Below are 26795 nucleotides of genomic sequence, written 5' to 3' on the forward strand. Positions count from 1 at the left end.
ATGTGCCCTACAGGCGTCCCCCGGACGGCCCGGCGAGGGCCGGGAGGGGGACGGACAGGAGGCCGAACGGGCGTCACCCGGAGTGACCGGAGCGTTCCGTTCCTCGTTCCCCACAGGTCCGGATCACCGCCGCAGGGAGACCGCCCGTGCCCGCACCGTCCACCTCCGCCCCCACCGCGTCCGCCCCCTCCGTCCCCGCCGTCCGCTCCCGCCGCCGCGCCCGGGTGCCGGGCCCGGCGGCCCCCGCCGCCCCGGGGGCGGGCGGGTCCGCGGGGCCGGCGGCGGAGTCCGGGGCGGAGCCGGGCGCGGGGCCGGGGAGGGCCGGCGGGGGGCTCGCGGACCCGGCGGGGGACGTGGTCCGCTGGGCGGTGTTCTGCTGCGTCCTGGTCCCGCTGGTCCTCGTCGCCTTCGGGACCTCGCTGGGCGGGGCCGGCGGGGCCGCGCTCGGGCTCGTCTCGGTGACGGCCGCGTGCCGGCTGCTGCTGCGCCGGGCGGAGCGCGGACTGCGCGCGGAGGGCGCCGGGAGCGGGCGCCGCGGCTGAGCGGAGGGCCGGGAAGCCCCCGCGGACCCCCGTCGAGTTGACAGGTTCGCACAGCCGATCCCATACGTTTTCAGCCAACTTGAAGTTTCCGGCGCGTCCTTGACGAAACGGTACGCCAACCCTTCCGAGGTCCCCCGGGAAAGCCCCGCTCCGCGGGGTCGTACCCTACGCGTACGGCCACTTCGCCACCGCGGGCGCCCGCACGGGCCCGCGCGGGCCGATCTTCCGGCGATCGATCGCTTCACGCCAAGTTGCCATGTCGACAATGTGCCGGATGGAGAACTTGTCACGCCGGCGCCGCGGAACCCAGTAGATTCGATCATGGGTACCGAAGACTGGGGTCTCGTGCAAAACCGAGGGGAAACGTGGCACAGCGACACGACCAGGGAGACGCGAACACCGAGGGGGGCTTAGCACCATGAGCCAGGACTCCGCCGCACCGGAGGTCGCACGGAAGCTGTCCGGGCGCCGCCGTCGGGAAGTCGTCGCGGTGCTGCTGTTCAGCGGCGGCCCCATCTTCGAGAGCTCCATCCCGCTCTCCGTGTTCGGCATCGACCGGCAGGACGCCGGCGTGCCGCGCTACCGGCTGCTCGTCTGCGCCGGCGAGGAGGGCCCCCTGCGGACCACGGGCGGGCTCGAACTCACCGCGCCGTACGGCCTGGAGGCGATCGGCCGCGCGGGGACCGTCGTCGTCCCCGCCTGGCGCTCGATCACCTCGCCGCCGCCGCCGGAGGCGCTCGAAGCGCTCCGCCGGGCGCACGAGGAGGGGGCCAGGATCGTCGGCCTGTGCACCGGGGCGTTCGTCCTCGCCGCGGCCGGCCTGCTCGACGGCCGCCCGGCGACCACGCACTGGATGTACGCGCCGACGCTCGCCAAGCGCTACCCGTCGGTCCACGTGGACCCGCGGGAGCTCTTCGTCGACGACGGGGACGTGCTGACCTCCGCCGGCACCGCGGCCGGAATCGATCTGTGTCTGCACATCGTGCGGACCGACCACGGCACCGAGGCCGCCGGAGCGCTCGCGCGCCGGCTGGTCGTCCCGCCGCGGCGCAGCGGCGGTCAGGAGCGCTACCTCGACAGGTCTTTACCCGAGGAGATCGGCTCCGACCCGCTCGCCGAGGTCGTGGCCTGGGCGCTGGAGCACCTCCACGAGCAGTTCGACGTGGAGACCCTGGCGGCCCGTGCGTACATGTCACGGCGGACCTTCGACCGCCGCTTCCGCTCGCTGACCGGCTCCGCGCCGCTCCAGTGGCTGATCACCCAGCGGGTGCTCCAGGCGCAGCGGCTCCTGGAGACCTCGGACTACTCGGTGGACGAGGTCGCCGGGCGCTGCGGCTTCCGCTCGCCGGTGGCGCTGCGCGGCCACTTCCGGCGGCAGCTCGGCTCCTCGCCGGCCGCCTACCGGGCGGCGTACCGGGCCCGGCGGCCGCAGGGCGAGCCGGCCACGGCCGTCCTGGAGCCGGCGGTGCCCGCGCAGGCCGCGGCGGGCCTCCGCCGTCCCGGGACGCCGCTGGAGCCGGGCAAACCGGCGTCCGACGCCTACACGCCGGGCCGCCCCGCCCTCCCGGGCCAGCGCAGCGCGCCGTGACGCCGAGACCCGCGCCGCCACGAGCGGCGTGACGCGGTACCCGCGGGCGTCCGGGGACACCTCCCCCGGGCGCCCGCGGGCGTCTCTCCCCCGTGTTTCGCGCCTAAGGTAGGACGCATGAACGATCGCATGGTGTGGATCGACTGCGAGATGACCGGGCTCTCGCTGACGGACGACGCACTCATCGAGGTGGCCGCGCTGGTCACCGACTCGGAACTGAACGTGCTCGGCGAAGGCGTGGACATCGTGATCCGCCCGCCGGACCGCGCCCTGGAGACCATGCCGGAGATCGTGCGCCAGATGCACACGGCCTCCGGGCTGCTCGACGCGCTGCCCGGCGGCACCACGCTGGCCGACGCGGAGGCGCAGGTCCTGGCGTACATCCGGGAGCACGTGAAGGAGCCCGGCAAGGCGCCGCTGTGCGGCAACTCGGTCTCCACCGACCGCGGCTTCCTCGCCCGGGACATGCCCGCCCTGGAGAAGCACCTGCACTACCGGATCGTCGATGTGTCCTCGGTCAAGGAGCTGGCGCGCCGCTGGTACCCGAGGGCGTACTTCAACAGTCCGGAGAAGAACGGCAACCACCGGGCGCTCGCCGACATCCGCGAGTCCATCGCCGAGCTGCGCTACTACCGCGAGGCGGTCTTCGTCCCGCAGCCCGGCCCGGACGCGGAGACGGCGAAGGAGATCGCGGCCCGGCACGTCGTCGCGGCGGAGTAGCCGCCCCGTCGAGGGCCCGCTCGCGCACCCGGGGGAAAACGTGTGCGCGAGCACCCCTCGGAACCCTGTAGACTTCTTCTCGGCCGGTCGGGGAAACCTTCGGGAAAACCGCCGGTCGTGGTGGGTATAGCTCAGCTGGTAGAGCACCTGGTTGTGGTCCAGGATGTCGCGGGTTCGAGTCCCGTTACTCACCCTGAGGGCCGAGGCCCCGGTTCGAGAGAACCGGGGCCTCGGTCGTTTCCGTCTCCCGTCAGCCGCAGGTGAGGGCGGCCGGGGGCGGGTTGGCGCCGGTCCAGGAGGCGTTGAAGCCGAAGGTGGCGGAGCCGCCGGCCGGGACCGTGCCGTTGTAGGAGAGGTGCGTCGCCGTCACGGCGGTGCCGGTCTGGGTGACGGCGGCGTTCCACGCCTGGGTGATCCGCTGGCCGGCCGGGTACTCCCAGGTGACCTTCCAGCCCGTGAGCGGGGCGGTGCCGGTGTTGCGGACGGTGACCTGGCCGGTGAAGCCGCCGCCCCACTGGCTCTGCACGGCGTACGCGGCGGTGCAGGCCGCCGGGCCGGGCGGGGTGGGCGGGTCCGTGGGGCCGGGGCCGCCGCCGTCGCCGCCGCCGGTCTCGCCGGTGTCGCCGTAGAGGATGCCGCGCCCGTTGGTGGCGACGTACACCCGGCCGTAGACGCGCGGGTCGCCGGTGATGGTGGCGCCGGTCCAGCCCCACTGGTGGGCGTCGTCGTTCACCCGGACCCAGGTGGTGCCGGCGTCGGTGGAGCGGAAGACGCCGCGGACGCCGCCGATCTTCGCGCTGGAGTAGAGCGCCGGGTAGGCGGCGTTCGGGGCGGCCTTGCCGAAGCCGATGGCGTCGGCCTGGTCGACGCCGGGGACCTTCGTGAAGGTGGCGCCGCCGTCGGTGGAGTGCCACAGGCCGTAGGCGGCGTCGGGGGCGCCGCCCGCGAGCCAGATGTCGCCCTTCTTGCCGGGGACGGCCTTGAAGCGGACGTCGCCCTCGGCGGGCAGGCCGGTGGCCCTGGCGGTGAAGGTGAGGCCGCCGTCGGCGGAGGCGTAGAAGGTGCCGTCCTTGAAGCCGTAGAAGGTCTTCGGGTCGACGCGGTCGGACTCGACGACGGCGCCGGCCGGGATGCCGGTGGCGGCCGTCCAGGAGGTGCCGTAGCCGGTGGCGGCGTGGACGCCGGCGGTGCCCTCGGGGCTCCAGACGAAGCGGCCGCCGTCGGCGGCCGCGGCGACCGTGCCGCCGCCGGTGACGCCCGCGGGCTCCTTCCCGGCGAACCAGTGGGCGCCGTTGTCGGTGGAGAAGGCGACCCGGGGCCCGCCGTCGAGGTGACCGGAGCGGACCAGGACGTCCGGCTCGGTCTCGGCGTAGTCGAGGCTGGTCGTCGAGGTGAAGTTCGGGGAGGTGAACATCATCGGGGGGACGGCCGACAGGTCGGTGTGGCGGAAGCCGCCGACGTCGCCGAGGGCGCTGATCAGCGGGGCGCCGGAGGGCGGGGCGACCAGGTCGAGGACGGCGGTCTCCTCCAGTCCCTTCACCATGGGCCTGATGGTGAAGTTCGTGCCCGCGTCCCACCGGGTGAGCTCGGTGGTGCCGTAGACGGTGGCTCCGGTGCCGTACAGCATGCGGTCGGAGTCGAAGGGGTCGATCTCCAGGGCCTCGGTCATCCAGCCGAGCTTGGGGGTCTGCTCGGGCGGGGCGGGGTTGCCGCCCCAGGTCAGCCACGGCACCGAGGAGACGTCCATGGTGTAGCGGTTGGACCGGTTCGGGTACGAGGTGTAGTCCCACGCCTTGGTCCAGGTGGCGCCGGAGTCGGTGGAGCGGAAGATCTGGGTGTCGGGCCACCAGGAGCTGTAGGCGGAGACCATGAGCGTGCCGGGGCGCTGCCGGTCGACGGTGAGGCCGCTGAAGCCGTGGTGGGTGTCGGCCTCGGCGACGGGGCTGATGTCCGTCCACGCGCCGGTGGCGGTCGCGTACCGGTACACCTTGCCCTTGCCGCCGTCGTACGGGCCCGCCGTGTCGCTGTACGCGAGGTAGAGGTGGCCGTTCTCGGCGTCGAGGACGCCCTTGTGGGCGAGGTATCCGGTGGGCTGGCCGGCGAGGCGGGTCCAGGTGGCGCCCGCGTCGGTGGAGCGGTAGACGGCGTTCTCCTTGTCGCCGACGCCGACGTAGAGCGTCTTCGTGGCGGTGCCCGCCGTGCCGGTGGACTCGTCGAAGGTGACCCAGACGATGCCCTGCTCGTCGGAGTTGTAGCCGCTGGTGTCGGTGGGGTCCTGCCGGTAGTCGCCGGGGTTGGTGAAGGAGGTGACCTTCGCCCAGGTGGCGCCGGAGTCGGTGGAGCGCCAGAGGCCGTTGCCGCTGGGGGCGCCGAGGTAGAGGATCCGGTTGTCGTGCGGGTCGACGGCGAGGCGCTCGCCCATGCCGCGGCCGGGCATGTTGCCGCCGAGCTTGAAGGGGAGGTCGGCGCGGAGCCAGGTGGCGCCGCGGTCGGCGGAGCGCAGGACGGCGCCCGTGCCGGGGTCCCAGTCGTTGGTGTAGGTGCCGACGGCGGCGTACACCTTGTCGGGGTCGGCGGCGTCGGAGGCGAGGGAGACGACGCCGGTGTGGCCCCAGTCGTCCCAGCCGACGTGGTCGAGGAGCGGGATCCAGGAGGAGGCGGCCTGGTCCCAGCGGTAGGCGCCGCCGATGTCGGTGCGGGCGTAGAGGAGGTCCTTCTCGCTCCGGTTGAAGACCAGGCCGGGGACGAAGCCGCCGCCGTCGATCCGGACGTTCTTCCAGGTGTACGCGGCGGAGGCCGGGGCCTGGGCGGGGGCGGCCGGGGCGGTCCCGGCGGCGCCGGCCGGGAGGGCGCCCGCGAGGAGCCCGGCCGTGAGGGCCAGGCCCGCGAGCCCCGCGAGGAGTCGTGGTCTGCGCATGGGTATCCCGTCGGGAAGTGAAGTATGGGAGCGCTCCCACTATCCGAGTCCTGTCAGAACACGGTCAAGACACGGGAGCCGTCGAAGACGTTCGACGGCTCCGCGCGCCCACGGGGCCGAACGGGTGAGACGGACCCACCGCCCGGCGCCGCCCCACCGGCCGCCCCTCCCCCGCCGCCTACGGTCGGGCCCATGGGGCGGAGCGACGGAACACGACGGCGGACCGGCACCCGGGCCCGCCTCCTCGCCCTGCTGCTCGCCGCCGCGCTGCCGCTCGGCTGCGCCACCGACCCGCCGGCGCCGCCGGCCGCCGGCGCCGGGGAGGCCGTGGACGGGTCGGGCCGGCCCGTCACGCTCACCGTCGGGGTCTACGGCACCTTCGGGCTCAAGGAGGCCGGGCTCTACGACGCGTACATGCGGCTCCACCCGGACGTCGCGATCCGGCAGACCTCCCTCTCCCGCGCCGACGTCTACTACCCGCAGCTGCTCACCCACCTCACCGCCGGCGCCGGCCTCGCCGACGTCCAGGCCGTCGAGGTCGGCAACATCGCGGAGGTGGTCGACACCCAGGCCGGGCGGCTGGTGGACCTGGCGCGCGCGCCGGGGGTGACGGAGGGCGCCTTCCTGCCCTGGAAGTGGGCGCAGGCGCGGACGGACGACGGGCGGGTCCTCGGGCTCGGCACCGACATCGGGCCGCTGGCCGTCTGCTACCGCAAGGACCACTTCGCCGCCGCCGGACTGCCCACCGACCGGGAGGAGGTCGGCCGGCTGTGGGCCGGGGACTGGCGGAAGTACCTGGAGACGGGGCGGCGGTTCGCCGAACGGGCCCCCGAGGGCGTGGCGTTCACCGACTCCGCGTCCGGGGTGATGGCCGCCGCGATCTCCGGCGCGCGGCTGCGCTACTACGACGCCGGGGGCCGGCTGGTGGTGGCGTCCAACCCGGCCGTACGGGCCGCCTGGGAGCTCGGCGCGGCCTTCGCCCGGCACGGACTGACCGCCCGGCTCCAGCAGTTCACCCCCGACTGGGACCAGGGCTTCGCGCACGGGCGGTTCGCCTCGATCGCCTGTCCGGCGTGGATGCTCGGCTACATCCAGGACAAGGGCGGCCCGGACGGGAAGGGGAAGTGGGACGTCGCCGAGGCGCCCCGGCCGGGGAACTGGGGCGGCTCCTTCCTGGTCGTCCCGGCCGCCGGGAAGCACACCGAGGAGGCGGCCGCGCTGGCGGCCTGGCTGACCGCCCCCGAGCAGCAGGCGGTCCTCTTCGAGCGGCGCGGCAGCTTCCCGAGCGCCCGGGCCGCCTTCGGCCTGCCACAGGTGCGGGACGCCCGGCACCCGTACTTCGGGGACGCGCCGGTCGGCCGGATCTACTCGGCGGCGGCCAGGGGCGTGCCGGTGGCACCGGTCGGGCCGAAGGACGGGCTGGTGAACCAGATCCTCTCCGACACGGGGATGCTCCAGGTCGACCAGACGGGCCGGTCGCCGGAGTCGGCGTGGCGGGCGGCGATGAAGGCGATCGACAACGCGCTGGACCGGTGAGCGGGATGACCGAGGACGTGAGGGAGCGGGTGCTCGCGCCGGCGGCGCCGGTGGTGCCGGCGGGCCGGGCGCGGCGGGAGCGGCTCGGCCGGCTGCGGTCGCGGGCGGCGCCGTACGCGCTGGTGGCGCCCTTCTTCCTGCTGTTCGCGGCCTTCGGGCTGTTCCCGCTGGCGGCGACGGCGTGGACCTCGCTCTTCCGGGTGGAGCTGACGGCGCCGGAGGCCCGGGAGTGGGTGGGGGCGCACAACTACGCCCGGCTGCTCACCGACGAGTTCTTCTGGAACGCGCTGTCCAACACGGTGCTGATCGGGGTGCTCGCGACCGTCCCGCAGCTGCTGCTCGCGCTCGGCGCGGCGCACCTGCTGGACTCCCGGCTGCGCGGGCGGCTCTTCTTCCGGGTGGCGGCGCTCGCCCCGTACGCGACCTCGGTGGCGGCGGCGACGCTGGTCTTCGCGCTGTTCTACGGGCGCGACCAGGGGATGGTGAACTGGGCGATCGGGCTGGTCGGACTGGATCCGGTGGACTGGCAGAACGGGCCGTGGGCGTCGAAGTTCGCGGTGGCGTCGATCGTGATCTGGCGCTGGACCGGCTACAACGCGCTGATCTACCTGGCGGCGATGCAGACGATCCCGCACGAGCTGTACGAGGCGGCGGCGCTGGACGGGGCCGGACGGTGGCGGCGGCTGTGGCACGTGACGCTGCCGGGGCTGCGGCCGGCGCTGGCGTTCACCGGGCTCGTCTCGACGATCGGCGCGGTGCAGCTCTTCGGCGAGCCGCTGCTCTTCAGCAGCGGGGCGGGGGCGTCGGGCGGCGCCGACCACCAGTACCAGACGCTGGGCCTGTACCTGTACGAGCAGGGCTGGGTGAACCTGCATCTGGGGCGGGCGGCGGCGATCGCCTGGGCGATGCTGCTGCTCCTGGTGGTGGTCTTCGGGCTGGTGCGGCTGGCGCGAGTCCGCCGCGGAAGGGGTGCGCGGTGAGCGGACGGGACGCGGGCGCGGAGCCGTACGAGCGGGCGGGGTGGGGGACGTACCTGCTCCTGGTCCTGTTCACGGCGGTGTCCGTCTTCCCGCTGCTGTGGACGGCGGTGGCCGCCTCGCGGACGAGCGGGCGGCTCGCGGAGAGTCCGCCGCCGTTCTGGTTCGGACGGAACCTGGGGCGGAACCTGGCGGTGGCCTGGGACGAGGGCGGGATGGGCGAGGCGCTGGCGAACACCGCCCTGGTGGCGGGGGCGGTGGCGGCGGGGACGGTGCTCTTCTCGACGCTGGCCGGTTTCGCCTTCGCCCGGCTGCGGTTCCGCTTCCGGGGGCCGCTGCTGCTCCTGGTGGGGGCGACGATGCTGATCCCGCCGCAGCTCGGGGTCGTCCCCCTCTATCTGCTGATCGCCCGGCTCGGCTGGACCGACCGGCTCCAGGCGGTGGTGCTGCCCTCGCTGGTCTCCGCCTTCGGGGTCTTCTACCTGCGCCAGCACCTGCTGCGGGCGCTGCCGCCGGAGCTCCTCGAGGCGGCACGGATGGACGGGGCGGGGACGCTGCGGACGGTGTGGCACCTGGTGCTGCCGGCGGCGCGGCCGGCGATGGCGGTGCTGGGGATGCTGTCGTTCGTGGCGGCCTGGAACGACTTCTTCTGGCCGGTCCTCGCGCTGACCCAGACGGGGAACCCGACGGTGCAGGTGGCGCTGACGGGCCTCGGGCGGGGCTACGTGCCGGACACGTCGGTGGTGATGGCGGGGGCGCTGCTCGGGACGCTGCCGCTGCTGGTGGTGCTCGCGCTGTTCGGGCGGCAGATCGTGGGCGGGGTGATGCGGGGCGCGGTGAAGGGGTGAGGGGGCCGGGAGGGGGTGTTCACCCGGACGGGCGTGGCGGCGGTCCTTCGCCGATCCACCACTGTTAGCGTCCCCTTATGTCCGCATTGAATGGTTATTCCCCCATGTGGGTGGGGTGAGGCCGGATGGGAGTCCTGCGCGACCATCCCGAACTCGCCCTGTTCGTCTGCCTCGCCGCCGGCTACCTCGTCGGCAAGCTGCGGGTCGGACCGATCACGCTCGGCGGCATCTGCGGGACGCTGATCGTCTCGCTGCTCATGGGCGCCTGGGCGAAGGTCACCGTCTCCGACGACGTCAAGACGATCTTCTTCGCGCTCTTCATCTTCTCGCTCGGCTATCTCGCCGGTCCCCAGTTCTTCGCCAACCTCAACCGCAAGAGCCTGCGCTTCTTCGCGCTCTGCCTCATCGAGGTCGTCTGCGTCGTCGGCATCGCCCTCGGCCTCGCCGAGGCGTTCGACCTGGACGTCGGCACCGCCTCCGGCATCCTGGCCGGCGCGGCCACCGAGTCCGCGGTCGTCGGCACCGCCACCGAGGCCATCGGCAAGCTGTCCGACCTGACGCAGGAGCAGATCACCCAGTACCAGGGCCACGTGGCCACCGCGTACACGGTCTGCTACCTCTTCGGGCTCGTCACCATCGTGATCTACACCAGCCAGATCATGCCGATGCTGCTGCGGATCAACCTCCGCGACGCCTCCCGCGCGCTGTGGGAGCGGATGCGGGGCTCCGGCGGCGGACTGGAGGCCGACGAGCGGGTGGCGCTGCCCGGCATGGTCGGCCGCACCTTCCTCGTCACCCTGGCGGACGGCGCCCGGGTCGCGGACCTGGAGCGGCAGTTCGGCAACCGGGTCACCGTGGAGGCGGTGAAGCGGGGCAGCAAGGTCCTCACCCCTCCCCCGCCCGACTTCACGCTGACCCTGTCCGACCTCGTCCTCACCGTCGGTCGGCGGGCCAACATCATCGAGGCCGGCCGGCTCATCGGCCCCGAGACGCCGGCCGTCCCCGGCCTGGACACCCCGCTCGCCACCACCCAGGTCTCGCTCACCGACAAGGCGGCGGACGGCAAGTCCCTGGACGAGCTGACCACCGAGCACCCGGAGATCGCCTCCGGCGGCGTGTACGTGACCGACGTGCTCCGCAACGAGGCGCACCTGCCCGCCACCCCCGAGACCGTCGTCCACCGCGGCGACGTGCTCACCCTGGTCGGCGCGCGCTCCTCGCTCGGCAGGCTGGCCTCCAAGGTCGGCTCGATCGTGAAGAACGACGCCACCGACTTCATCTACCTGGGCCTCGGCATCGCCGCCGGCTCGCTGCTCGGCCAGGTGGTGGTGGAGTTCGGCGACGTGCCGATGTCGCTGGGCACCGGCGGCGGCTGCCTCATCTCCGGGCTGCTCTTCGGCTGGTTCCGCTCCCGCACCCAGACCTTCGGCGCCTTCCCGCCGCAGGCCGCGACCACCCTGAAGGACATGGGCCTGGCCATCTTCATCGCCTGCACCGGCCTGGTCTCGGGCCCGCAGGCGGGGCCGCTGCTCAAGGAGTACGGGGCGCTGCTGCCGTTCGCGGGCATCGCCATGGTCCTCGTACCGGCCACGATCTCGCTGGTCGTCGGCCGGAAGCTGCTGAAGATCGAGAAACCGCTGCTGATCGGCGCCATCGCGGGCCAGCAGTGCTCGACGCCGGCCATCACCTCGATCACCCAGGTCGCGCAGAGCTCGGTCCCGATGCTCGGCTACACGATCACCTACACCCTCTCCAACTTCCTGCTCCCGCTGACCGGCCCGCTGCTGGTCGGCCTCCTCGGAGCCTGAGAGGCGGCCACCCCCTCCATGATCGACTTCCTGAACCGGAACATCTTCCAGCCCCACCCCGAACTGCTCGTCTTCCTCACCGTCGCCCTCGGCTTCCTCTTCGGGAAGCTCCGCTACAAGGCGATCGCTCTCGGCGCCGTGACCGGCTGCCTGGTCGCGGGGCTGCTGCTCGGCGCCCAGTTCGAGATCACCGTCGACGCGACGGTGAAGAACCTCTTCTTCACGCTCTTCCTCTTCGCCCTCGGCTACAAGGTCGGCCCCCAGTTCTTCCGGGGCCTGAAGAAGGACGGGCTGCCGCAGGTCGTCAACGCGCTCGTCGTCTGCGTCACCGGCCTGCTGGTCTCCTGGGGCTTCGCCGCGATGCTGGGGTACGGCCCCGGCCTCTCGGCCGGCCTGCTCGGCGGCGCGCTCACCCAGTCCGCCGTCATCGGCGTCGCCCAGGACGCCATCGGCAACCTCCCCGGCCTCTCCGCCGACCAGATGAAGACCGAGGAGAACCTGGTCGCCATCGGGTACGCGGTCACCTACCCGCTCGGCACCATCCTCTGCGCCATCCTCCTCGCCAACGTCCTCCCCCGGCTCTACAAGCGGGACCTGGCCGCCGAGTCCGCCGCCCTCGCCAAGGAGCTGGACGCCCCCGGCGACAACCCCGACCTGGCCGAGGGCTACTACGAGGTCGTCCTGCGCGCGTACACGATCCGGCGCCCCGACCTCGTCGGCCGCACCATCGACGACTTCGAGAACCAGCAGAAGGAGCTCGGCCACCGCATCTACATCACCCGGGTGCGGCGCGACGGCACGGTCCTCGACCACGACCAGCGGACCGTGCTCCGCGAGGGCGACACCGTCGCCGTCTCCGCCCTGCGCGGCTCCCTCGTCGACTTCGACGCCCGCACCCACATCGGCCCCGAGACCGACGACGTCGAACTGCTCGGCTACGAGACCGAGTCGCTGCACGTCGTCGCCTCGAACAAGGAGCAGCTCGGCAGGACCGTCGCCGAGCTGCGCCGCGAGCCGTTCATGGTCGGCGTCTACATCGACAGGATCTACCGCGCCGGCTCCGAGTACCCCTACCGGCTGTCGACGACGATCGAGCGCGGCGACACCGTGGTCCTCACCGGCCCGAAGCGGCTCGTGGACCCGGCCGGCAAGGCCATCGGCAAGCCGGTGCCGACCTCCTTCGCCACCGACATGCTCTGGGTCGGCCTCGGCGTCTTCCTCGGCGGCTGCGTCGGCATCCCGGCCCTGACCGTCTCCGGGGTGCCGATCTCGCTGTCGACGTCCGGCGGCGCGCTCATCATGGGCCTGGTCTTCGGCTGGATCCGCGGCAAGTACCCGACGTACGGGAACGTGCCGCCGGGCGCCCAGTGGTTCATGGACACCTTCGGGCTGTGCGCCTTCGTCGCCGTCGTCGGCATCAACGCCGGGCCCAGCTTCACCAGCGGCCTGTCCACGGCCGGCTGGGGGCTGCTGCTGTGGGGCGCGGTCGCCACCCTGATCCCGCTGGTCGTCGGCTTCCTCGTCGGCCACTACGTGCAGAAGATCCGCTTCCCGATCCTGATGGGCGTGCTGGCCGGCGGCCAGACCACGACCGCGGCGATCGGCGCCATCAACGAACAGTCCAGGTCGCAGATCCCCACCCTCGGCTACACGATCCCCTACGCGGTCGGCAACGTGCTGCTGACCATCTGGGGCGCCGTGATCGTCATCCTCCACCACTGACCCGCGAAGGACGTCCGCCATGCCCAAGACCAGTTTCACCCGCGAGGAGATCAAGTCCTTCGCCCAGCTCTCGCCGTTCGAGCTGAAGGACAAGTTCATCACCCTCGCCCGGGCGGCCCAGGCCGACCGCCCCGGCCAGAAGGACAAGTCGTCGGTCCAGATGCTCAACGCGGGCCGCGGCAACCCGAACTGGATCGCCACCAGCCCCCGCGAGGCGTTCTACGCGCTCGGCTACTTCTCCCTCGCCGAGTCCCGCCGGGTGTGGACCGCCGACGACCTCGGCGGCATGCCGGAACTGAAGGGCTCCGGCGCCCGGTTCGACGCCTTCGTCCGGCAGCACCCGGAGCTGCCCGGCGTCGAACTGCTCCAGAGGTCGGTCGAGTACGCCGTCGAGCGCTTCGGCTTCGACAAGGACGCCTTCGTCCACGAGCTGACCGACAGCACCATCGGCGACAACTACCCGGTGCCGGACCGCATCCTCACCCACACCGAGCAGATCGTCCGCGGCTACGTCGAGGACGAGATGTTCGACAAGCGCCCGCCGGAGGGGAACGTCTCGTACTTCGCCACCGAGGGCGGCACCGCCGCCATGTGCTACATCTTCGACTCCCTGATGAAGAACGGGATCCTGAAGAAGGGCGACCGGATCGCCCTCATGGTGCCGGTCTTCACCCCGTACATCGAGATCCCCGAGCTCGACACGTACGAGTTCGACGTCGTGCACGTCAACGCCTCCCTCTTCGCCGAGACCGGCGTCCGCGAGTGGCGCTACCCGGAGGAGGAGGTCGCCAAGCTGGCCGACCCCTCGGTCAAGATGGTCTGCCTGGTCAACCCCTCCAACCCGCCGTCCCTCGCGCTGAGTCAGCGGGTCGCGAACCAGCTCAAGGAGATCGTCGCCGGGCCCAACCCGAATCTGGTGATCGTCACCGACGACGTCTACGGCACCTTCGTCCCCGGCTTCCGCTCGGTCGCCGCCGACCTGCCGCACAACACCCTGCTCGTGTACTCGTACTCCAAGCACTACGGCTGCACCGGACACCGCCTCGGCGTCATCGGCCTCCACGACGACAACGTCATCGACCGCATGATCGCCGAACTGCCGGCCGCCGAGAAGGAGCGCCTGGCCAAGCGGTACGGGACGCTCACCCTGGAGCCGGAGAAGATCCGCTTCATCGACCGGCTGGTCGCCGACTCCCGGCAGGTCGCCCTCAACCACACCGCCGGCCTGTCGCTGCCGCAGCAGGTGATGATGGCGCTGTTCTCGCTCTTCGACATGCTCCCGGAGGGCCAGGCGTACAAGGAGCGGCTGCGGGCGATCGTGGGGCAGCGGCTCGACCTGCTCCTCGAAGGCGCCCAGATGAAGATCGCCGACGACGACAAGCGGGCCGGCTACTACATCGAGCTGGACCTGCTCGCCGAGGCCGAACGGGTCCACGGGAAGGACTTCGCCGACTTCCTGGAGAAGAACTACGAGCCCGTCGACCCGCTGTTCCGGCTCGCCGAGCAGACCGGCGTCGTCCTCCTCAACGGCGGCGGCTTCGACGGCCCCGAATGGTCGGTCCGGGTCTCCCTGGCCAACCTGGACGACCTCGACTACCTGAAGATCGGCCACCACCTGCGGGCGATCTTCGACGACTACGCGGACGAGTGGAAGGGCTCCCGGGCCTGACCCGCCGCGCGCGGACAGGGGCGTGCCCCGGCCGGGGGTGGGGTGGCACCGGCCGGGGCACGCGCTGTGGGGGGACGGGAGCGGCTCAGCGGTAGGCGGCGAACGCCTTGGTGAACGCCAGCGGCTGCTGGAGGATCGAGGAGCAGGTGGCGTCGGCGTAGCCCACGGCTCCGGCGGCGCACTGCTTGTCCCGGGTGGAGGACCACATCGACAGCCAGCCGATGCCCTTGGCCTTCGCGAAGTCGACGAGCTGGGTGGCGTCGTCGACCTTGAAGATCTCGGTCGTGACGTCGTTGACGCCGATCATGGGGGTGATGGCGAGGGTCTTCCAGGCCGCCGCGTCGGAGAGCCCGAGGACGCCCTTGAGCTGGGCCTGGGTCGCGGTCGCGGCCTGGATCGCGTACGTGCCCATGTCGCCGCTGTAGGCGGGGCCGTAGTCCATCGCCATGATGTTGACAGCGTCGATCCGGACACCGTTCCTCTTCGCGTCGGCGAGCAGGCTCACCCCGGGCTGGGTCAGGCCCTCGGGCATCACCGGCAGGGTGAAGGAGACGTTCAGGCCGGGGTGGCTCTTCTGGAGCTGGGCGATGGCCTGGGCGCGGCGGGTGTTGGCGGCGGTGTCGGGCAGGGCGGCGCCCTCCACGTCGAAGTCGACCTTGGTCAGCCGGTACTGGTCGACGACCTTGCCGTACGCCTTCGCCAGGTCGGCGGCGGTCGCGCAGTTCAGCGCCAGCTCGTGGCCGGCGGCGCCGCCGAAGGAGACCCGCACGTCGCCGCCCCTGGCGCGCAGGGCGCCGATCTGGGCGGCGACCTTGTCGGAGGCGAGGTCGGTGACCCCGCCCCACAGGGGGGCGCAGGAGCCGCCGGAGGTGATGAAGGCGAGGTTGAACTCCTTCACGCCGGTGGCGTCGGCGGTGGCGAGCAGGTCGTACGCGGGGTAGAGCGAGGTGTCGACGTAGGGGGCGAAGCGGGCGGCGGCGGCCGGCGGGGCGGTGGGCGGCGCGGTGGTGGGAGGAGCGGTGGGCGTCGGGGTGGTGGGGGTCGGCTTCGGGCTCGTCGTGGCCGTGGCGGTGGCGGTGGGCTTCGGGCTCGCGGTGGCGGTGGCCGTGGGGGTCGGCTTCGGGGACGCGGTGGCGGTCGGCGGGTCGGTGGGGCGGCCGCTGGGGGTGGGGGCGGGGCCGCCGGCCGAGCAGGCGGCCCGGTCGATGAGGCAGCCGGACGGGTCCCCGGCCGCTCCGGCCGCCGAGGTCACGAAGCCGACGGTGACGGACTGGCCGGGGGCGAGCGTCCGGTTCCAGCTCGCGGGCCTCACGGTGACGTGCCGGCCGGAGACGGTGTGGTCGCCGTTCCACAGGGAGCCGATCACGGTCCCGGCGGGCAGGTCGAACTCCAGGGTCCAGCCGGAGCGTTCGACGGAGCTCTTGTTGGTGATCACGTACTGGCCGGTGTAGCCGCCGGTCCAGGAGCTGGTCCGGGTGTAGGCGGCGCCGACGCCCGCCGCCTGGGCCGTGCCGCCGAGGGCGAAGGCCGCGCCGCCGGCGATCGCCGCCGCGACGATCGCGCCGACGGCCTTCGTGCGGCCGCTGGTCCTGCGCCGGTGCGCGTTGCTGCCCATGCTGGGGATGCCTCCGTGGGACGGGGGTGGGGTGCGGGCAGCACGCTAGCGCCGGAGAAACGGACAATTGCCCTACGTCGGGCCCGGGTCGGGATTCTTAGGATCCGCTTAAGGGAGCCATCACCGCGGGCAAAGGTTCAGCGCCTCGGGGCCTTGCGGCGGCCGGCCGGGCGGTGCGAGCGGCGGCCCGCGGAGCCGCCGGGGCGGTGGCCGCCCAGCCCGATCCAGATCCGCACCTCGGTGCCGCCGAGGACCGAGTGCCCGATGCGGACGTCGCCGCCGGTGGACTCGGCCATGCGGCGCACGATGTCGAGGCCGAGGCCCGTGGACCCGGCCCGGTCGCCGCTGTTGCCGCGGGCGAGCGCGGCGTCCGGGTCGGCGATGCCGGGCCCGGCGTCCGAGACGAGGACGATGACCGCGTCCTCGCCGTTGTGGACGTCGACGGAGAAGGCGGTGCCCTCCGGGGTGTGCCGGAAGACGTTGCCGAGGAGGGCGTCGAGGGCGGCGACGAGCTCGGGGCGCGCCACCGGGATCCGTACCGGGCGCTCCACCCCGGCGAGGCGGACCAGCCGCCCCTCGTCCTCGGCGAGCGCGGACCAGAACGCCATCCGTTCGCGGACCACCTCGGCGGCGTCGCAGCCCGTGCCGGGGCCGGTCGGCGGGGTGGTCTGCGGCTTCGCCTCGCGGGCGGTGCGGATGATGGTGTCCACCTCGCGCTCCAGCTGCTCGACGGCGGCCCGGGTCTGGTCGGCGGCGGGCCCGGAGCCGAGCGAGGCGGCGTTGAGGCGGAGCACGGTGAGCGGGGTGCGCAGCCGGTGGGAGAGGTCGGCGGCGAGCTCGCGCTCGTTGGCGAGGAGCTGGACGACCTGGTCGGCCATGGAGTTGAAGGCGACGGCGGCCGACTTCAGCTCGGGCGGCCCCTCCTCGGGGACCCGGACGCCGAGCCGGCCCTCGCCGAGCTCGTGGGCGGCGCCGGCGAGCCGCTGGGCGGGGCGGACCATCCGGACGCCGAGCCGGTCGGCGACGGCGAGGGAGCCGACGATCAGGGCGACGCCGACACCGGCGAGGACCAGCCAGGCGGTGGCGACGCCGTTGGTCACCTCGGCCTCGGGGACGAAGAGTTCGACGACGGCGACCTCGCCGGAGCTGAGCGCGGTGGGCTGGAGCAGGGCGTAGCCGCCGGGGACCTCGGCGATGGAGGCCCGGCCGAGGGTCCGGGTGGCGGCGAGCTCGTCGGCGGCGGCCCGGCGGGTGCCGATCTCCAGGGCCCGGCCGTCCGCGGCGGCGGGCGGGACGTGCACGGCGAGCCGGCCCGCCGCCCCGTCCTCGGTGGTGGCGACGGCCTTCTCCAGCTCCGTGCGGTCGGTGGTGATCGCGAGGACCGGGGCGAGGCCGGCGCCGCGCCGCTCGGCGTTGGAGAAGGCCCGGTCGCGGGCCATCTCCTTGACGACGAGGCCGAGCGGGACGGCGAAGGCGATGACGACCATGGCGGTGACGGCCAGCGACACCTTGACGAGGGCCCATCTCACGGCCGGTGCTCCCGTCTCACGGCTGGTGCTCCCGGGGCGGCTCCAGCTTCACGCCGACGCCGCGCAGGGTGTGGAGGTAGCGGGGCCGGGCGGCCGTCTCGCCGAGCTTCCGCCGCAGCCACGACAGGTGGACGTCGATGGTCTGGTCGTCCCCGTACGCCTGCTGCCACACCTCGGCGAGCAGCTCCTTGCGCGGGACGACGACGCCGGGCCGGCCGGCGAGGAAGGCGAGCAGGTCGAACTCGCGCCGGGTCAGGTCGAGCGGGACGCCGTCGAGTTCGGCCTGGCGGCGCAGCGGGTCGATGGCGAGCCCGCCGACCCGGATCGCGGTGGCCGGCGCGGGCTCCCCGGACGCCGACCGGGCGCGGCGCAGCACGGCGGCCATCCGGGCGGTGAGGTGCTCGACGGAGAACGGCTTGACGAGGTAGTCGTCGGCGCCGGCGTGCAGCAGCCGGACGATCTCCGCCTCGTCGTCCCGGGCGGTCGCGATGATCACCGGTACGTCGGTGAGGCCGCGCAGCATCTTCAGCGCCTCGGACCCGTCCAGATCGGGCAGACCGAGGTCCAGGACGACCACGTCGAAACGGAAATGGGCGACCTCGCGCAGCGCCTCCAGGGCCGTGCCGACGCTCCGTACCGTGTAGGAGGCCTCCGTCAGCTGCCGGATGAGGGCGGAGCGCACGAACTGGTCGTCCTCGACCACGAGCACACTTGCCATGGCCCGCACCGTACGCCATTCGGGGGACGCCCCGGTCACGGTCCACCTTCCGGTACGCGCCGGCCGGGCGTGGTGCAGTATGGCCGGGATGCGAAGAGGACTCGTTCACGCCCTGGCCTGGTCGCTCGCCACCGGCGCGGCGGTCACGCTCTCCTGGTGGGGGGTGCACACGGTGCTGTCCGGCACGGTCTACGACCCGCCGCGCGCCCTGCCCCTGCCCGTCGGCACCCCCGTCGGCGCGGCCCCCGCCGAGACGGCGATCGGCGACCCGGTGACGGCCTCGACCCGCCGTCCGGCCACGACGCCGCCGGCCGCTCCCCCGTCGTCCTCGCCGGCCGCGACCGGCCCGGCGTCCGCGTCTCCGCCCGCCGGCCGCCCGGCCGGACCGTCGCGGACCGCGCCCGCCCCGGCCACCGCCCCGCCGGCCCCGTCCGGCTCCTCCTCGCAGGTGCGGAGCTACACGGCCGAGGGCGGCCGGGTGACCTTCGACCTCGGGGAGACCTCCGCCGAACTGGTCTCGGCGACCCCCGCTTCGGGGTGGCGGATGCAGGTGTGGAAGCAGCCCACGTGGATCCGGGTGACCTTCACCCAGGGCGACCGGGAGGTGTCGGTCTTCTGCCTGTGGCACGACTCGGCGCCCCGCGTCCAGATCGAGGAACGCGTCAACTGACCCGCCCGCCGGGAGGCGGCGGCCTCAGCGGAAGGCGGAGGGCGGCGGGGCCGGGGAGGCCTTCGCGGTCGCGTCGGTGACCGGGGCGGCGCCGCCGGTGAAGTCGGCGAGGGGCCGGCCGTGTTCGACCCGGCCCGGGTGCGGGTCGGTGGCCACCCGGCGGGTGAGGTCGGCGACGGGCAGCGCGCGCTCGGAGGCGACCAGGACCGCGTTGCCGAAGCGGCGGCCGCGCAGCACGGTCGGGTCGGCGATCAGGGCCAGTTCGGGGAAGACGGCGGCGGCGGTGGCGATCTGGCCGCGGAGGTGGGCGAGCGGCGGACCGTCGGCGAGGTTGGCGGCGTACGTGCCGCCGGGCCGCAGCGCGCGCCGGACCTCCTCCAGGAACTCGGTGCTGGTGAGGTGGGCGGGGGTGCGGGCGCCGCGGAAGACGTCCGCGATGATCAGGTCGGCCCAGCCGTCCGGGACCTTGGCGAGGCCGGCGCGGGCGTCGGCGGCGCGGACCCGGATCCGGGCGCCCGGGTCGAGCGGCAGTTCGCGGCGGACGAAGCGGACGAGGGGTTCGTCGATCTCGACGACCTGCTGGGTGGAGCGGGGCCGGGTCGCGGCGACGTACCGGGCGAGGGTGAAGGCGCCGCCGCCGAGGTGCACGGCCTGGAGGGGGCGGCCGGGCGGGGCGGCGAGGTCGGCGACGTGGCCGAGCCGCCGCTGGTACTCGAAGGTGAGGGCGGCGGGGTCGTCGAGGTCCACGTGGGACTGCGGGGCGCCGTCGAGGAGCAGCGTCCAGGCGCGGGGGCGGTCGCGGTCGGGGGTCAGTTCGGCGAGCCCGCCGTCGACGGTCTCGGAGACGGCGGCCGCCGCCCGCTCGCGCTGCTTGTTCCTGGCCATCCGTCCATTATCGGCCGGGCGGCCCGGGGCGGTCGGCGGCGGTCAGTGACAGCCGTCGGCGGCCTCGATGAGGCGGGCCGCCTCGCCGAGCGCGCGGCGCAGGACGGCCGGGTCGGTGACCGGGCCGGTGTCGCCGGGGGGCAGCAGCCAGCCCGCCGGGCGGGGCGCGCCGTCGGCGGGCTCGGGGAGTTCGGGGAGTTCCGGGAGGCGCAGGCCCCGCCCCGAGGTGCGGGTGCAGGCGCTGCCGGGGAGGTCCCAGGCGGCGGCGGTGCCGGGCGGGACGAGGAAGCCGAGGGTGTCGCAGGCGCCGTCGTGGAGCACGGGCCCGACCACGGGGGCGCCCCGGCGGCGGAGGATGTCGACGGCCTCCAGACCCTGCCGGGCGGGCACGGTCACCAGGTCGCAGGGTTCGACGCCGCCGGCGCCGACCGGGGCTCCGGCGGTCTCGGCGGGCGTCTCGCATCGTGCTGCGTTCTCGGACATGGACCCCTCCTCTGCTTCCGGAGGAGACGTGTGCCGTCTCTCCATACGGTTCAACGCCCGTGCGCGTCAACGGCTACGGCGGCACGCCGCCGCAAAGGATGGCAGTTCATGGCAGATCGCAGGCGAGATATCCGATTTGTAGCCAAACTCAGCGTAGGCATCCGGTCACAGCAGGTACGTTCATGCCGCCGGAACACCCGGCAGCACCAGGAGAGGGCTCGGCCATGTCCCTGCCACGGGCAGTTCCCAATCTCGCCTTCCGACGGCTCCGCGGGCAGCACTCCCCGGCGGAGTTCGCCGCCATGGTCCGCCGGGCGGCACGGGAGATCGGCGAACAGGTCGCGTGCGACGCCCGCTACATCGGGCGCGTGGAGGCGGGCGAGATCCGCTGCCCGAACTACGCGTACGAGCGGGTCTTCCTGCACATGTTCCCCGGGCTGACCCTTGCCGACCTGGGTTTCTCTGCGCGGGAGGCGGTACGCGGCCGACGGCAGGCCGCCCCGGCCGGGGCCTCGGGGCCCCCCGTCCTCCCGACCCGGAACGATGAGGAGAGCGACGTGCTGCGTCGCGCATTCATGACGAGCGGCACCGCCACCCTGGCGGCCGCCTCCTGGGGACTCGGCTCCACCGCCGTCGCGATCCCCAGCCCCCGCGGCACCCACCGCATCGGCGAGGCCGAGGTCCTCGCCGTCGAGGACGCCGTACGGCGCATCCGCGTGCTCGACGACCGGCACGGCGCCGACGGCCTCTACAAGTGCGCCGCCCAGCCGCTCCGCACCGCCTACGCCCTGCTCGACCGGGGCACCGCCACCCGCCGCTCCACCGAGGACCGGCTGCTCGCCGGCGCGGGCGAACTGTCCCTCTCCGTCGGCTGGCTCGCCCACGACTCCGGCCGCCACGAGGACGCCCGCTCCCACTACGCCGAGGCCCTCGCCACCGCCCGGGTCTCCGGGAACGCGGCCCTGGAGGCGCACGCCTTCTGCAACACCTCGTTCCTCGCCCGCGACACCGGCCGCTACCGCGAGGCCGTCCGCGCCGCCCAGGCGGGGCTGCGCGCCGCCGGCCCGCTCGGCTCCGACCGGCTGCTCGCCCTGCTCTCCCTGCGGGAGGCCGCCGCCTGGGCCGGGCTCGGCGACCGCTCGGCCGCCGAGGAGTCCCTCGGCCGCGCCCACGGGCACTTCGCCCGCGGCCACGCCGACCAGGACCCCGAGTGGATGTCCTTCTTCGGCGAGCCCGAACTGGAGGCCCTGGAGGCCCACTGCTGGGCCGCGCTCGGCGACTGGAGCCGCGCCGCCCGCCACGCGCACCGGGCCACCGTCCTCCAGCACCCCCGCTTCGCCCGCAACCTCGCCCTCTACCGCGCCCAGCTCGCCGGCAACCTCGCCCGCGCCGGCCGCCGCGACGAGGCCGAGGCCGAGGCGCGGCGGGTGGAGAACTCCCTGGACGGGATCGCGTCGGCCCGGATCCGGGGGCTGCTGGCCGAGACGCGACTCATCCTTACGGGTGCGTGAATCGGCGGGGGTCGGATCCAGGATTGTGGATCCGGGATCTTGGATCCGGGATCTTGGATCCGGGATCTTGGATCCGGGATCTTGGATCCGGGATCCCGGACATTGGATCCGGTATCCCGGCGGTCGGATCCGGGATTCTGGATCCAGAATCCCGGATCCACAATCCAGAATCCAGGATCCAGGGGCCGGATATTGGATCCGATGTCCCGGAGCGTGGATACCGGACATCGGATCCGGTATCCACGGGCCGGAGGGCGGCTCAGCCCTCCAGGTGCCCGGTGTCGTTCCAGCGCTCGATCGCCGGCGCCCCGTACGCCCAGCCGAGGACCGACAGGCTCGTCGGGTCCAGGCGGATGCGGGCGGCGAAGGAGACGTGCTCGCCGAGCCAGCGGGCGCCGATGGAGCGCAGGATGTGGCCGTGGGCGAAGACCAGCACGTCGCGGTCGGCGGAGCGCGCCCACTCCACGACCTCGTCGGCGCGGGCCGACAGCTGTTCCATGGACTCGCCCTCCGGGACGCCGTCGCGCCAGATCAGCCAGCCCGGCCGCAGCTCCTGGATCTGCGCCGGGGTCAGGCCCTCGTAGGCGCCGTAGTCCCACTCCATGAGGGCGTCCCAGGGCCGCGCGCGGTCGCCGAAGCCGGCCAGGTCGCAGGTCTCACTGGCGCGGACCAGCGGGCTGGTGCGCACCTCGACGCCGGGCAGGCCCTGCCAGGGGCCCCGGTGCAGGCGCTCGCCGAGCAGCTTGGCGCCGCGCCGGCCCTCGTCGAGGAGCGGGATGTCGGTCCTGCCGGTGTGCCGGCCGAGGAGCGACCACTCGGTCTGGCCGTGTCGGGCGAGCAGGATGCGCGGTGCCATGGGCGGGGCTCTCCAGAGATTGCGCGGATACGGGGGCTCCCCTCCATCATCGCGCAGGTGGCCGGAGCGCGAACTCCCGGCGTCCCGGGCCGGAACGCTCCCGCGTTGTCAGTGGCGGATGCGAGACTTCCGCGGGTGAGCGCATCCCTGGACGGCGGCCGCCCCCGGCCGCCGCAGACGACGGACCCCGTCCCGACCCCGGCGAGCCGGCGCAGGACGCGGGAGAGACTCGCCGAGCTGCGCGGGCCGGCGGTCCCGCCACGCCCGCTGGACGCGCGGGCGCTGGCCGCGCTGGCCGCGAACCCGGGGTGCCGCCGCCGGGCGCTGCTCGACGGCGCCGGGGTCGACAAGGGCGCGCTCGCCTCGCGGTTGGGTTCGCCGGCGCCGTTCGGCCAGTCGCAGTTCGCGATCGTGCGGGGCAACAGCTTCGAGGCGAAGGTGAAGGCGGACGGCGGGCGCGAACTGCTGCGCCTCTTCGGCGTCGAGGACCCGGGGACCGTCTCCGTGCCCGACCTGTCGGCGTCCGGGCCCGAGGGGCGGACCGCGCGGACGGCGCTGGCGCTGCGCGAGGCGACCGCGGCCGGCGGATGGACGCTGCTCGACCACCCGCTGCTGACGCTGGAGGTGGCCGGTTCGCCCGTGCACCTGGAGCCGGACGCGGTGGTGGTGGACCCGACCGGGCGGTGGACGGTCGTGGAGATCAAGTCGTTCCCGATGGTGGACGGGGCGGCGGACGCGGCGAAGGTGGGCGCGGCGGCCCGGCAGGCGGCCGTGTACGTGCTGGCGCTCGAACGGGTGGCGGCGCTCACCGAGGGCGCCGCCGTGCACCACGCGGTGCTGCTGGTCTGCCCGAAGGACTTCTCGAACCTGCCGACCGGGTCCGTGGTGGACGTGCGCAAGCAGCGGGCGGTCACCCGGCGGCAGTTGGCGCGGCTGACCCGGATCGACGAGATCGCCGAGGCCCTGCCGGAGGGGCTGAGCTTCGACGTGGAGGGCTGCTCGGCGCAGGAGTTGGCGGCGGCCGTCGAGGCGGTCCCGCACGCCTACGCGCCGGAGTGCCTGGCCGCCTGCGAGCTGGGCTTCCACTGCCGGTCGCGGGCCCGGGAGGCGGACGCGGTGCAGACGCTGGGCCGTTCGGTGCGGGGCGAGCTCGGCGGGCTGACCACGGTCGGCGCGGTGCTCGCCGCCGCGCGCGGCGAGGACGGCGACCCGGAGGACCCGGCCGTGGCGGCGCTGCGCCGGGCCCGGGCGCTGCGCCGGGAAGCGCTCGCGGAGGCCGCCGCATGTCGCTGATCGCGCACCTGGCCCGGATGGAGGCCGTGGCGGCGGGCCGGGCCCAGCCCCTGGCGACCGTCCGGCACCGGCACCTCTCCGACCGGCCCCTCGTCCTCGTGCCGCTGACCACCGCCGGCGAGGCGGGCGCCCCGCTGGGCGCCCTGGTCGGCACCGACCCGGAGGAGCCCCGGCTCCTGGTGGTCCCCCAGCCCCGGGACCGCGAGCTGCGGTTCGCGTTCCTCGCCGAGCTGGCCGAGGAGGTGCTGCCGTACGTCGACGGGTACACGGACGTCGTCGAGCTCGTCGAGCGGAACGAGACCGATCCGGAGACCGGGAAGCGGACGCGGGTCGAGGTCGAACTGTGCGCGGACGCGCCGCAGCTGATCGTGCCGAGCCGGGCCGGGATCGAGTACGTACGGCTCCTGGGGCGGTCGATGCGGTTCCGGCGCACCGCCGAGCAGGACCCCGACGCGCCGTACCCGGCACCCCCGCGCGTGCCGCTGCTCGGCCGCTGGCTGACGCACTACGGCGAGCGGGCCCGGGTGCCGGGTTCCTCGCTGCTGCTCGCCGCGACCGACCTGCTGAACCGGCACTGGGCCACCGGGCAGTCGTCCCTGGAGGACCAGCACCTGGGGGCGCTGCTCGCCTGGATCGATCCGTACGACGACGAGCCGGGCGCCGAGGCCGCGTACCGGGCCGAGCTGGGCCGGGACGAGCGGGGGCAGTTGCTGTGCCCGCCGGCCGGGCCCGCGACCGACCCGGCCTTCGACAACCAGCTCCTGGCGCCGGCGATCGAGGCGTACGACCGGGCCCGGCAGGCGGTCGGCGCCGCCGAGGACGGCGAGACGGCCGACGCGGCCCTCGCCGTCCTGCACCGGGCCGAGCGGGAGGTCCGGCGGCTCGTCGTCTCCCAGCTGCGGCCGACGTGGGAGGCGACCTGGCGGGCGCTCGGCCTGCTGCGGGAGCTGCCCGAGGGGTCCCGGGTCGCCGACCGGTGGACCCGGGACCGCTGGTCCTTCACCGCCCACCGGGACCGGATCACCGCCGGGGAGCCGCCGCAGCCGCGCCGCGACGACGCCGTGACCGCCGCCGCCAAGCTCGCCGCGCGCGAGCAGGCCCAGGGGCAGCTCGACGCCCAGGAGGCGCTGGACGATCCGCTGGTGCTCGCCGGACGGCGGCTGGCGGGCGAGGCGTTCACCGGCGAGGTCACCGAGGTGACCATGGCGTGGACGGAGTCGAAGCGGCCCGCGCCGCGCCCGCTGCTCACGGTCCGCACCGAGGACCGGCCGCACCTGGACGAGGGCGTGAAGGTGTGGCGCTCGCTCGACGGCAGGCCGCAGGCGGCCGAGTTCGTGTCCCGGGAGGAGGACGGCTCCCTGGTGCTGCGGCTCCTCGACAAGATGGGCCGGTCGAAGGAGCCCGCGGAGGGCACCGTCCCGGAGAAGGGCGAGCGGATCGCCTGGACCCTCTTCGAGCACGACCAGCGGGTGGGGCCGAAGCTGCCCGACCCGGAGGAGACGCCGTGGACCCACGGCGGCCCGCCGCGCGCCGCCGAAGGCGAACTTCCCGACGCCGTGACCCCCGAGGACCTGCTGTGACCGTGTTCGACCCTTCCTCCGCGGCGGCGGAGGCGACGGCCGCGATCCTGGCCAACACCCTGCACGGCACCGCGCGGGGCGTCGTCGTCGACTCCCCGCCCGGCGCCGGGAAGTCCACCCTCGTGGTGCGGGCGGCGCTCGAACTGGCCGCCGCCGGGCGCCCCTTGATGGTGGTGGCGCAGACCAACGCGCAGGTCGACGACCTGGTGCTGCGGCTCGCCGAGAAGGAGCCGGATCTGGAGGTGGGCCGGCTGCACTCCAGCGACGGCGACCCGTACGACAGGGCGCTCGACGCGTTGGAACACGTACGGAAGTCGGCGAAGGCCGGGGACCTCGCGGGGCTGCCGGTGGTCGTCTCGACGGCCGCCAAGTGGGCGCACGTGAAGAACGTGGAGCCGTGGGCGCACGCGATCGTGGACGAGGCGTACCAGATGCGCTCGGACGCGCTGCTCGCCGTGGCGGGCCTCTTCGAGCGGGCCCTGTTCGTGGGCGACCCGGGGCAGCTCGACCCGTTCTCGGTGGTCGGCGCGGAGCAGTGGGCGGGGCTGTCGTACGACCCGTCGGCGTCGGCGGTCTCCACGCTGCTCGCCCACAACCCGGAGCTGCCGCAGCACCGGCTGCCGGTCTCCTGGCGGCTGCCCGCGTCGGCGGCGCCGCTGGTGTCGGACGCCTTCTACCCGTACACGCCGTTCCGTTCCGGAACCGGTCCCGGCGACCGCCGGCTCACCTTCGGCGTGCCCTCCGACGGTTCCGCGCCGGACCGGGTCCTCGACGAGGCCGCCGAGTCCGGCTGGGGCCTGCTGGAGCTGCCCGCCCGGCACACCCCGCGCACCGACCCGGAGGCCGTCCACGCGGTGGCGCTGGTGGTGCGGCGGCTGCTGGACCGGGGCGGCGCGGCGGTGAGCGAGCGCGCGGAGGCGCCCGTCCCGCTGACCGCCGACCGGATCGCGGTGGGCACCGCCCACCGCGACCAGGCGGCCGCCGTCCGCGCGGCCCTGGCGGCGCTCGGCGTGTCGGGCGTCACGGTCGACACGGCCAACCGGCTCCAGGGCCGCGAGTACGACGTCACGGTCGTCCTCCACCCGCTCTCGGGCCGCCCCGACGCCACCGCCTTCCACCTGGAGACCGGCCGCCTCTGCGTCCTCGCCTCCCGTCACCGCCACGCCTGCGTGGTCGTCTGCCGCGCCGGCGTCACGGAGCTCCTCGACGAGCACCCGTCGACGGAACCGGTCCAGCTCGGCGTCACCGTGAAGTTCCCGGACGGCTGGGAGGCGAACCACGCGGTCCTGTCGCACCTGGCCGAGCACCGGGTGGCCTGGGCGCCCTGA

21 protein-coding genes and 1 tRNA gene are annotated in these 26795 nt (G+C 74.1%); 15 read left to right on the forward strand and 7 right to left on the reverse strand.

The window, feature by feature from the left end:
• The first annotated feature begins 146 nt into the window (after window positions 1-146).
• The 4 genes from AB0E83_RS02225 (at window position 147) to AB0E83_RS02240 (ending at window position 3043) form a co-directional block, all read left to right on the forward strand.
• On the forward strand, window positions 147-542 hold the full coding sequence (locus AB0E83_RS02225) for a hypothetical protein (protein WP_362104531.1): 396 nt from the start codon (window positions 147-149) through the stop codon (window positions 540-542).
• A gap of 418 nt (window positions 543-960) precedes the next feature.
• Window positions 961-2130, forward strand: a complete 1170-nt coding sequence (locus AB0E83_RS02230) for a helix-turn-helix domain-containing protein (protein WP_362104533.1) — start codon at window positions 961-963, stop codon at window positions 2128-2130.
• Window positions 2131-2247: 117 nt separating this feature from the next.
• Window positions 2248-2850, forward strand: coding sequence for an oligoribonuclease (gene orn, locus AB0E83_RS02235; RefSeq protein WP_362104535.1), 603 nt, complete (start codon window positions 2248-2250; stop codon window positions 2848-2850).
• 120 nt (window positions 2851-2970) lie between these two features.
• Window positions 2971-3043, forward strand: a tRNA-His gene (locus tag AB0E83_RS02240).
• Window positions 3044-3100: 57 nt separating this feature from the next.
• On the opposite strand, the gene AB0E83_RS02245 is transcribed toward AB0E83_RS02240, so the two are convergent.
• The gene (locus tag AB0E83_RS02245; protein WP_362104537.1) at window positions 3101-5767 is read right to left on the reverse strand and encodes a cellulose binding domain-containing protein; all 2667 of its coding nucleotides are present in this window, start codon (window positions 5765-5767) and stop codon (window positions 3101-3103) included.
• A 192-nt stretch (window positions 5768-5959) separates the two neighbouring features.
• Between AB0E83_RS02245 and AB0E83_RS02250 the strand changes: the two genes are divergently transcribed.
• The 6 genes from AB0E83_RS02250 to AB0E83_RS02275 all read left to right on the forward strand — a co-directional run bounded on the left by AB0E83_RS02250 (window position 5960) and on the right by AB0E83_RS02275 (window position 14327).
• Window positions 5960-7303, forward strand: coding sequence for an extracellular solute-binding protein (locus AB0E83_RS02250; RefSeq protein WP_362104539.1), 1344 nt, complete (start codon window positions 5960-5962; stop codon window positions 7301-7303).
• 5 nt (window positions 7304-7308) lie between these two features.
• Window positions 7309-8283 (forward strand): sugar ABC transporter permease, encoded by a 975-nt coding sequence (locus tag AB0E83_RS02255; protein WP_362104540.1) that lies wholly within the window; start codon window positions 7309-7311, stop codon window positions 8281-8283.
• Entirely contained in the window at window positions 8280-9128 is an 849-nt protein-coding gene (locus AB0E83_RS02260) for a carbohydrate ABC transporter permease (protein ID WP_362104542.1), read from the forward strand. The genes AB0E83_RS02255 and AB0E83_RS02260 overlap by 4 nt, the downstream gene beginning before the upstream one ends.
• Before the next feature lie 125 nt (window positions 9129-9253).
• Entirely contained in the window at window positions 9254-10936 is a 1683-nt protein-coding gene (gene aspT / locus AB0E83_RS02265) for an aspartate-alanine antiporter (RefSeq protein ID WP_362104544.1), read from the forward strand.
• 18 nt (window positions 10937-10954) lie between these two features.
• Window positions 10955-12658 (forward strand): aspartate-alanine antiporter, encoded by a 1704-nt coding sequence (aspT, locus tag AB0E83_RS02270; RefSeq protein WP_362104546.1) that lies wholly within the window; start codon window positions 10955-10957, stop codon window positions 12656-12658.
• Window positions 12659-12677: 19 nt separating this feature from the next.
• Complete coding sequence (locus AB0E83_RS02275) at window positions 12678-14327, forward strand: bifunctional aspartate transaminase/aspartate 4-decarboxylase (RefSeq protein WP_362104548.1); 1650 nt, start codon at window positions 12678-12680, stop codon at window positions 14325-14327.
• Between the two features lie 85 nt (window positions 14328-14412).
• Here AB0E83_RS02275 and AB0E83_RS02280 read toward each other — a convergent pair whose 3' ends face one another.
• From AB0E83_RS02280 to AB0E83_RS02290, 3 genes are all read right to left on the reverse strand, one after another.
• Complete coding sequence (locus AB0E83_RS02280; protein ID WP_362104550.1) at window positions 14413-15942, reverse strand: cellulose binding domain-containing protein; 1530 nt, start codon at window positions 15940-15942, stop codon at window positions 14413-14415.
• Between the two features lie 137 nt (window positions 15943-16079).
• Window positions 16080-17471, reverse strand: a complete 1392-nt coding sequence (locus AB0E83_RS02285) for a HAMP domain-containing sensor histidine kinase (protein WP_362104552.1) — start codon at window positions 17469-17471, stop codon at window positions 16080-16082.
• Window positions 17472-17487: 16 nt separating this feature from the next.
• Window positions 17488-18189, reverse strand: coding sequence for a response regulator transcription factor (locus tag AB0E83_RS02290; protein WP_362104554.1), 702 nt, complete (start codon window positions 18187-18189; stop codon window positions 17488-17490).
• A gap of 79 nt (window positions 18190-18268) precedes the next feature.
• Here AB0E83_RS02290 and AB0E83_RS02295 point away from each other — a divergent pair, with 79 nt between their 5' ends.
• Complete coding sequence (locus AB0E83_RS02295) at window positions 18269-18859, forward strand: hypothetical protein (protein ID WP_362104556.1); 591 nt, start codon at window positions 18269-18271, stop codon at window positions 18857-18859.
• A gap of 24 nt (window positions 18860-18883) precedes the next feature.
• On the opposite strand, the gene AB0E83_RS02300 is transcribed toward AB0E83_RS02295, so the two are convergent.
• Entirely contained in the window at window positions 18884-19744 is an 861-nt protein-coding gene (locus AB0E83_RS02300; RefSeq protein WP_362104558.1) for a fused MFS/spermidine synthase, read from the reverse strand.
• Between the two features lie 42 nt (window positions 19745-19786).
• Window positions 19787-20227: a hypothetical protein gene (locus AB0E83_RS02305; protein WP_362104560.1), complete on the reverse strand. Its 441-nt coding sequence runs from the start codon at window positions 20225-20227 to the stop codon at window positions 19787-19789.
• Window positions 20228-20451: 224 nt separating this feature from the next.
• On the opposite strand from AB0E83_RS02305, the gene AB0E83_RS02310 reads away from it, so the two are divergent.
• The gene (locus AB0E83_RS02310) at window positions 20452-21738 is read left to right on the forward strand and encodes a tetratricopeptide repeat protein (protein ID WP_362104562.1); all 1287 of its coding nucleotides are present in this window, start codon (window positions 20452-20454) and stop codon (window positions 21736-21738) included.
• Window positions 21739-21997: 259 nt separating this feature from the next.
• Here the strand turns inward: AB0E83_RS02310 and AB0E83_RS02315 are convergent, their stop codons facing one another.
• Window positions 21998-22594, reverse strand: coding sequence for a histidine phosphatase family protein (locus AB0E83_RS02315; protein WP_362104564.1), 597 nt, complete (start codon window positions 22592-22594; stop codon window positions 21998-22000).
• Between the two features lie 135 nt (window positions 22595-22729).
• On the opposite strand from AB0E83_RS02315, the gene AB0E83_RS02320 reads away from it, so the two are divergent.
• Genes AB0E83_RS02320 through AB0E83_RS02330 form a run of 3 tightly spaced genes read left to right on the forward strand, consistent with a single transcriptional unit; the run spans window position 22730 to window position 26795 of the window.
• Complete coding sequence (locus AB0E83_RS02320) at window positions 22730-23887, forward strand: hypothetical protein (RefSeq protein WP_362104566.1); 1158 nt, start codon at window positions 22730-22732, stop codon at window positions 23885-23887.
• Window positions 23878-25467, forward strand: coding sequence for a hypothetical protein (locus tag AB0E83_RS02325; protein ID WP_362104567.1), 1590 nt, complete (start codon window positions 23878-23880; stop codon window positions 25465-25467). The genes AB0E83_RS02320 and AB0E83_RS02325 overlap by 10 nt, the downstream gene beginning before the upstream one ends.
• On the forward strand, window positions 25464-26795 hold the full coding sequence (locus AB0E83_RS02330; protein WP_362104569.1) for an AAA domain-containing protein: 1332 nt from the start codon (window positions 25464-25466) through the stop codon (window positions 26793-26795). The genes AB0E83_RS02325 and AB0E83_RS02330 overlap by 4 nt, the downstream gene beginning before the upstream one ends.

This window comes from Streptomyces sp. NPDC035033 (assembly GCF_040636735.1).
In the GTDB taxonomy this organism is placed as follows: domain Bacteria; phylum Actinomycetota; class Actinomycetes; order Streptomycetales; family Streptomycetaceae; genus Streptomyces.

What these genes read in the sequence shown, in the direction of transcription:
- AB0E83_RS02230 (WP_362104533.1), top strand. Translation starts at nt 961, where the DNA reads ATGAGCCAGGACTCCGCCGCACCGGAGGTCGCACGGAAGCTGTCCGGG.
- orn (WP_362104535.1), top strand. Translation starts at nt 2,248, where the DNA reads ATGAACGATCGCATGGTGTGGATCGACTGCGAGATGACCGGGCTCTCG.
- AB0E83_RS02245 (WP_362104537.1), bottom strand. Translation starts at nt 5,767, where the DNA reads ATGCGCAGACCACGACTCCTCGCGGGGCTCGCGGGCCTGGCCCTCACG.
- AB0E83_RS02250 (WP_362104539.1), top strand. Translation starts at nt 5,960, where the DNA reads ATGGGGCGGAGCGACGGAACACGACGGCGGACCGGCACCCGGGCCCGC.
- AB0E83_RS02255 (WP_362104540.1), top strand. Translation starts at nt 7,309, where the DNA reads ATGACCGAGGACGTGAGGGAGCGGGTGCTCGCGCCGGCGGCGCCGGTG.
- aspT (WP_362104544.1), top strand. Translation starts at nt 9,254, where the DNA reads ATGGGAGTCCTGCGCGACCATCCCGAACTCGCCCTGTTCGTCTGCCTC.
- aspT (WP_362104546.1), top strand. Translation starts at nt 10,955, where the DNA reads ATGATCGACTTCCTGAACCGGAACATCTTCCAGCCCCACCCCGAACTG.
- AB0E83_RS02275 (WP_362104548.1), top strand. Translation starts at nt 12,678, where the DNA reads ATGCCCAAGACCAGTTTCACCCGCGAGGAGATCAAGTCCTTCGCCCAG.
- AB0E83_RS02280 (WP_362104550.1), bottom strand. Translation starts at nt 15,942, where the DNA reads ATGGGCAGCAACGCGCACCGGCGCAGGACCAGCGGCCGCACGAAGGCC.
- AB0E83_RS02290 (WP_362104554.1), bottom strand. Translation starts at nt 18,189, where the DNA reads ATGGCAAGTGTGCTCGTGGTCGAGGACGACCAGTTCGTGCGCTCCGCC.
- AB0E83_RS02295 (WP_362104556.1), top strand. Translation starts at nt 18,269, where the DNA reads ATGGCCGGGATGCGAAGAGGACTCGTTCACGCCCTGGCCTGGTCGCTC.
- AB0E83_RS02300 (WP_362104558.1), bottom strand. Translation starts at nt 19,744, where the DNA reads ATGGCCAGGAACAAGCAGCGCGAGCGGGCGGCGGCCGCCGTCTCCGAG.
- AB0E83_RS02305 (WP_362104560.1), bottom strand. Translation starts at nt 20,227, where the DNA reads ATGTCCGAGAACGCAGCACGATGCGAGACGCCCGCCGAGACCGCCGGA.
- AB0E83_RS02310 (WP_362104562.1), top strand. Translation starts at nt 20,452, where the DNA reads ATGTCCCTGCCACGGGCAGTTCCCAATCTCGCCTTCCGACGGCTCCGC.
- AB0E83_RS02315 (WP_362104564.1), bottom strand. Translation starts at nt 22,594, where the DNA reads ATGGCACCGCGCATCCTGCTCGCCCGACACGGCCAGACCGAGTGGTCG.
- AB0E83_RS02325 (WP_362104567.1), top strand. Translation starts at nt 23,878, where the DNA reads ATGTCGCTGATCGCGCACCTGGCCCGGATGGAGGCCGTGGCGGCGGGC.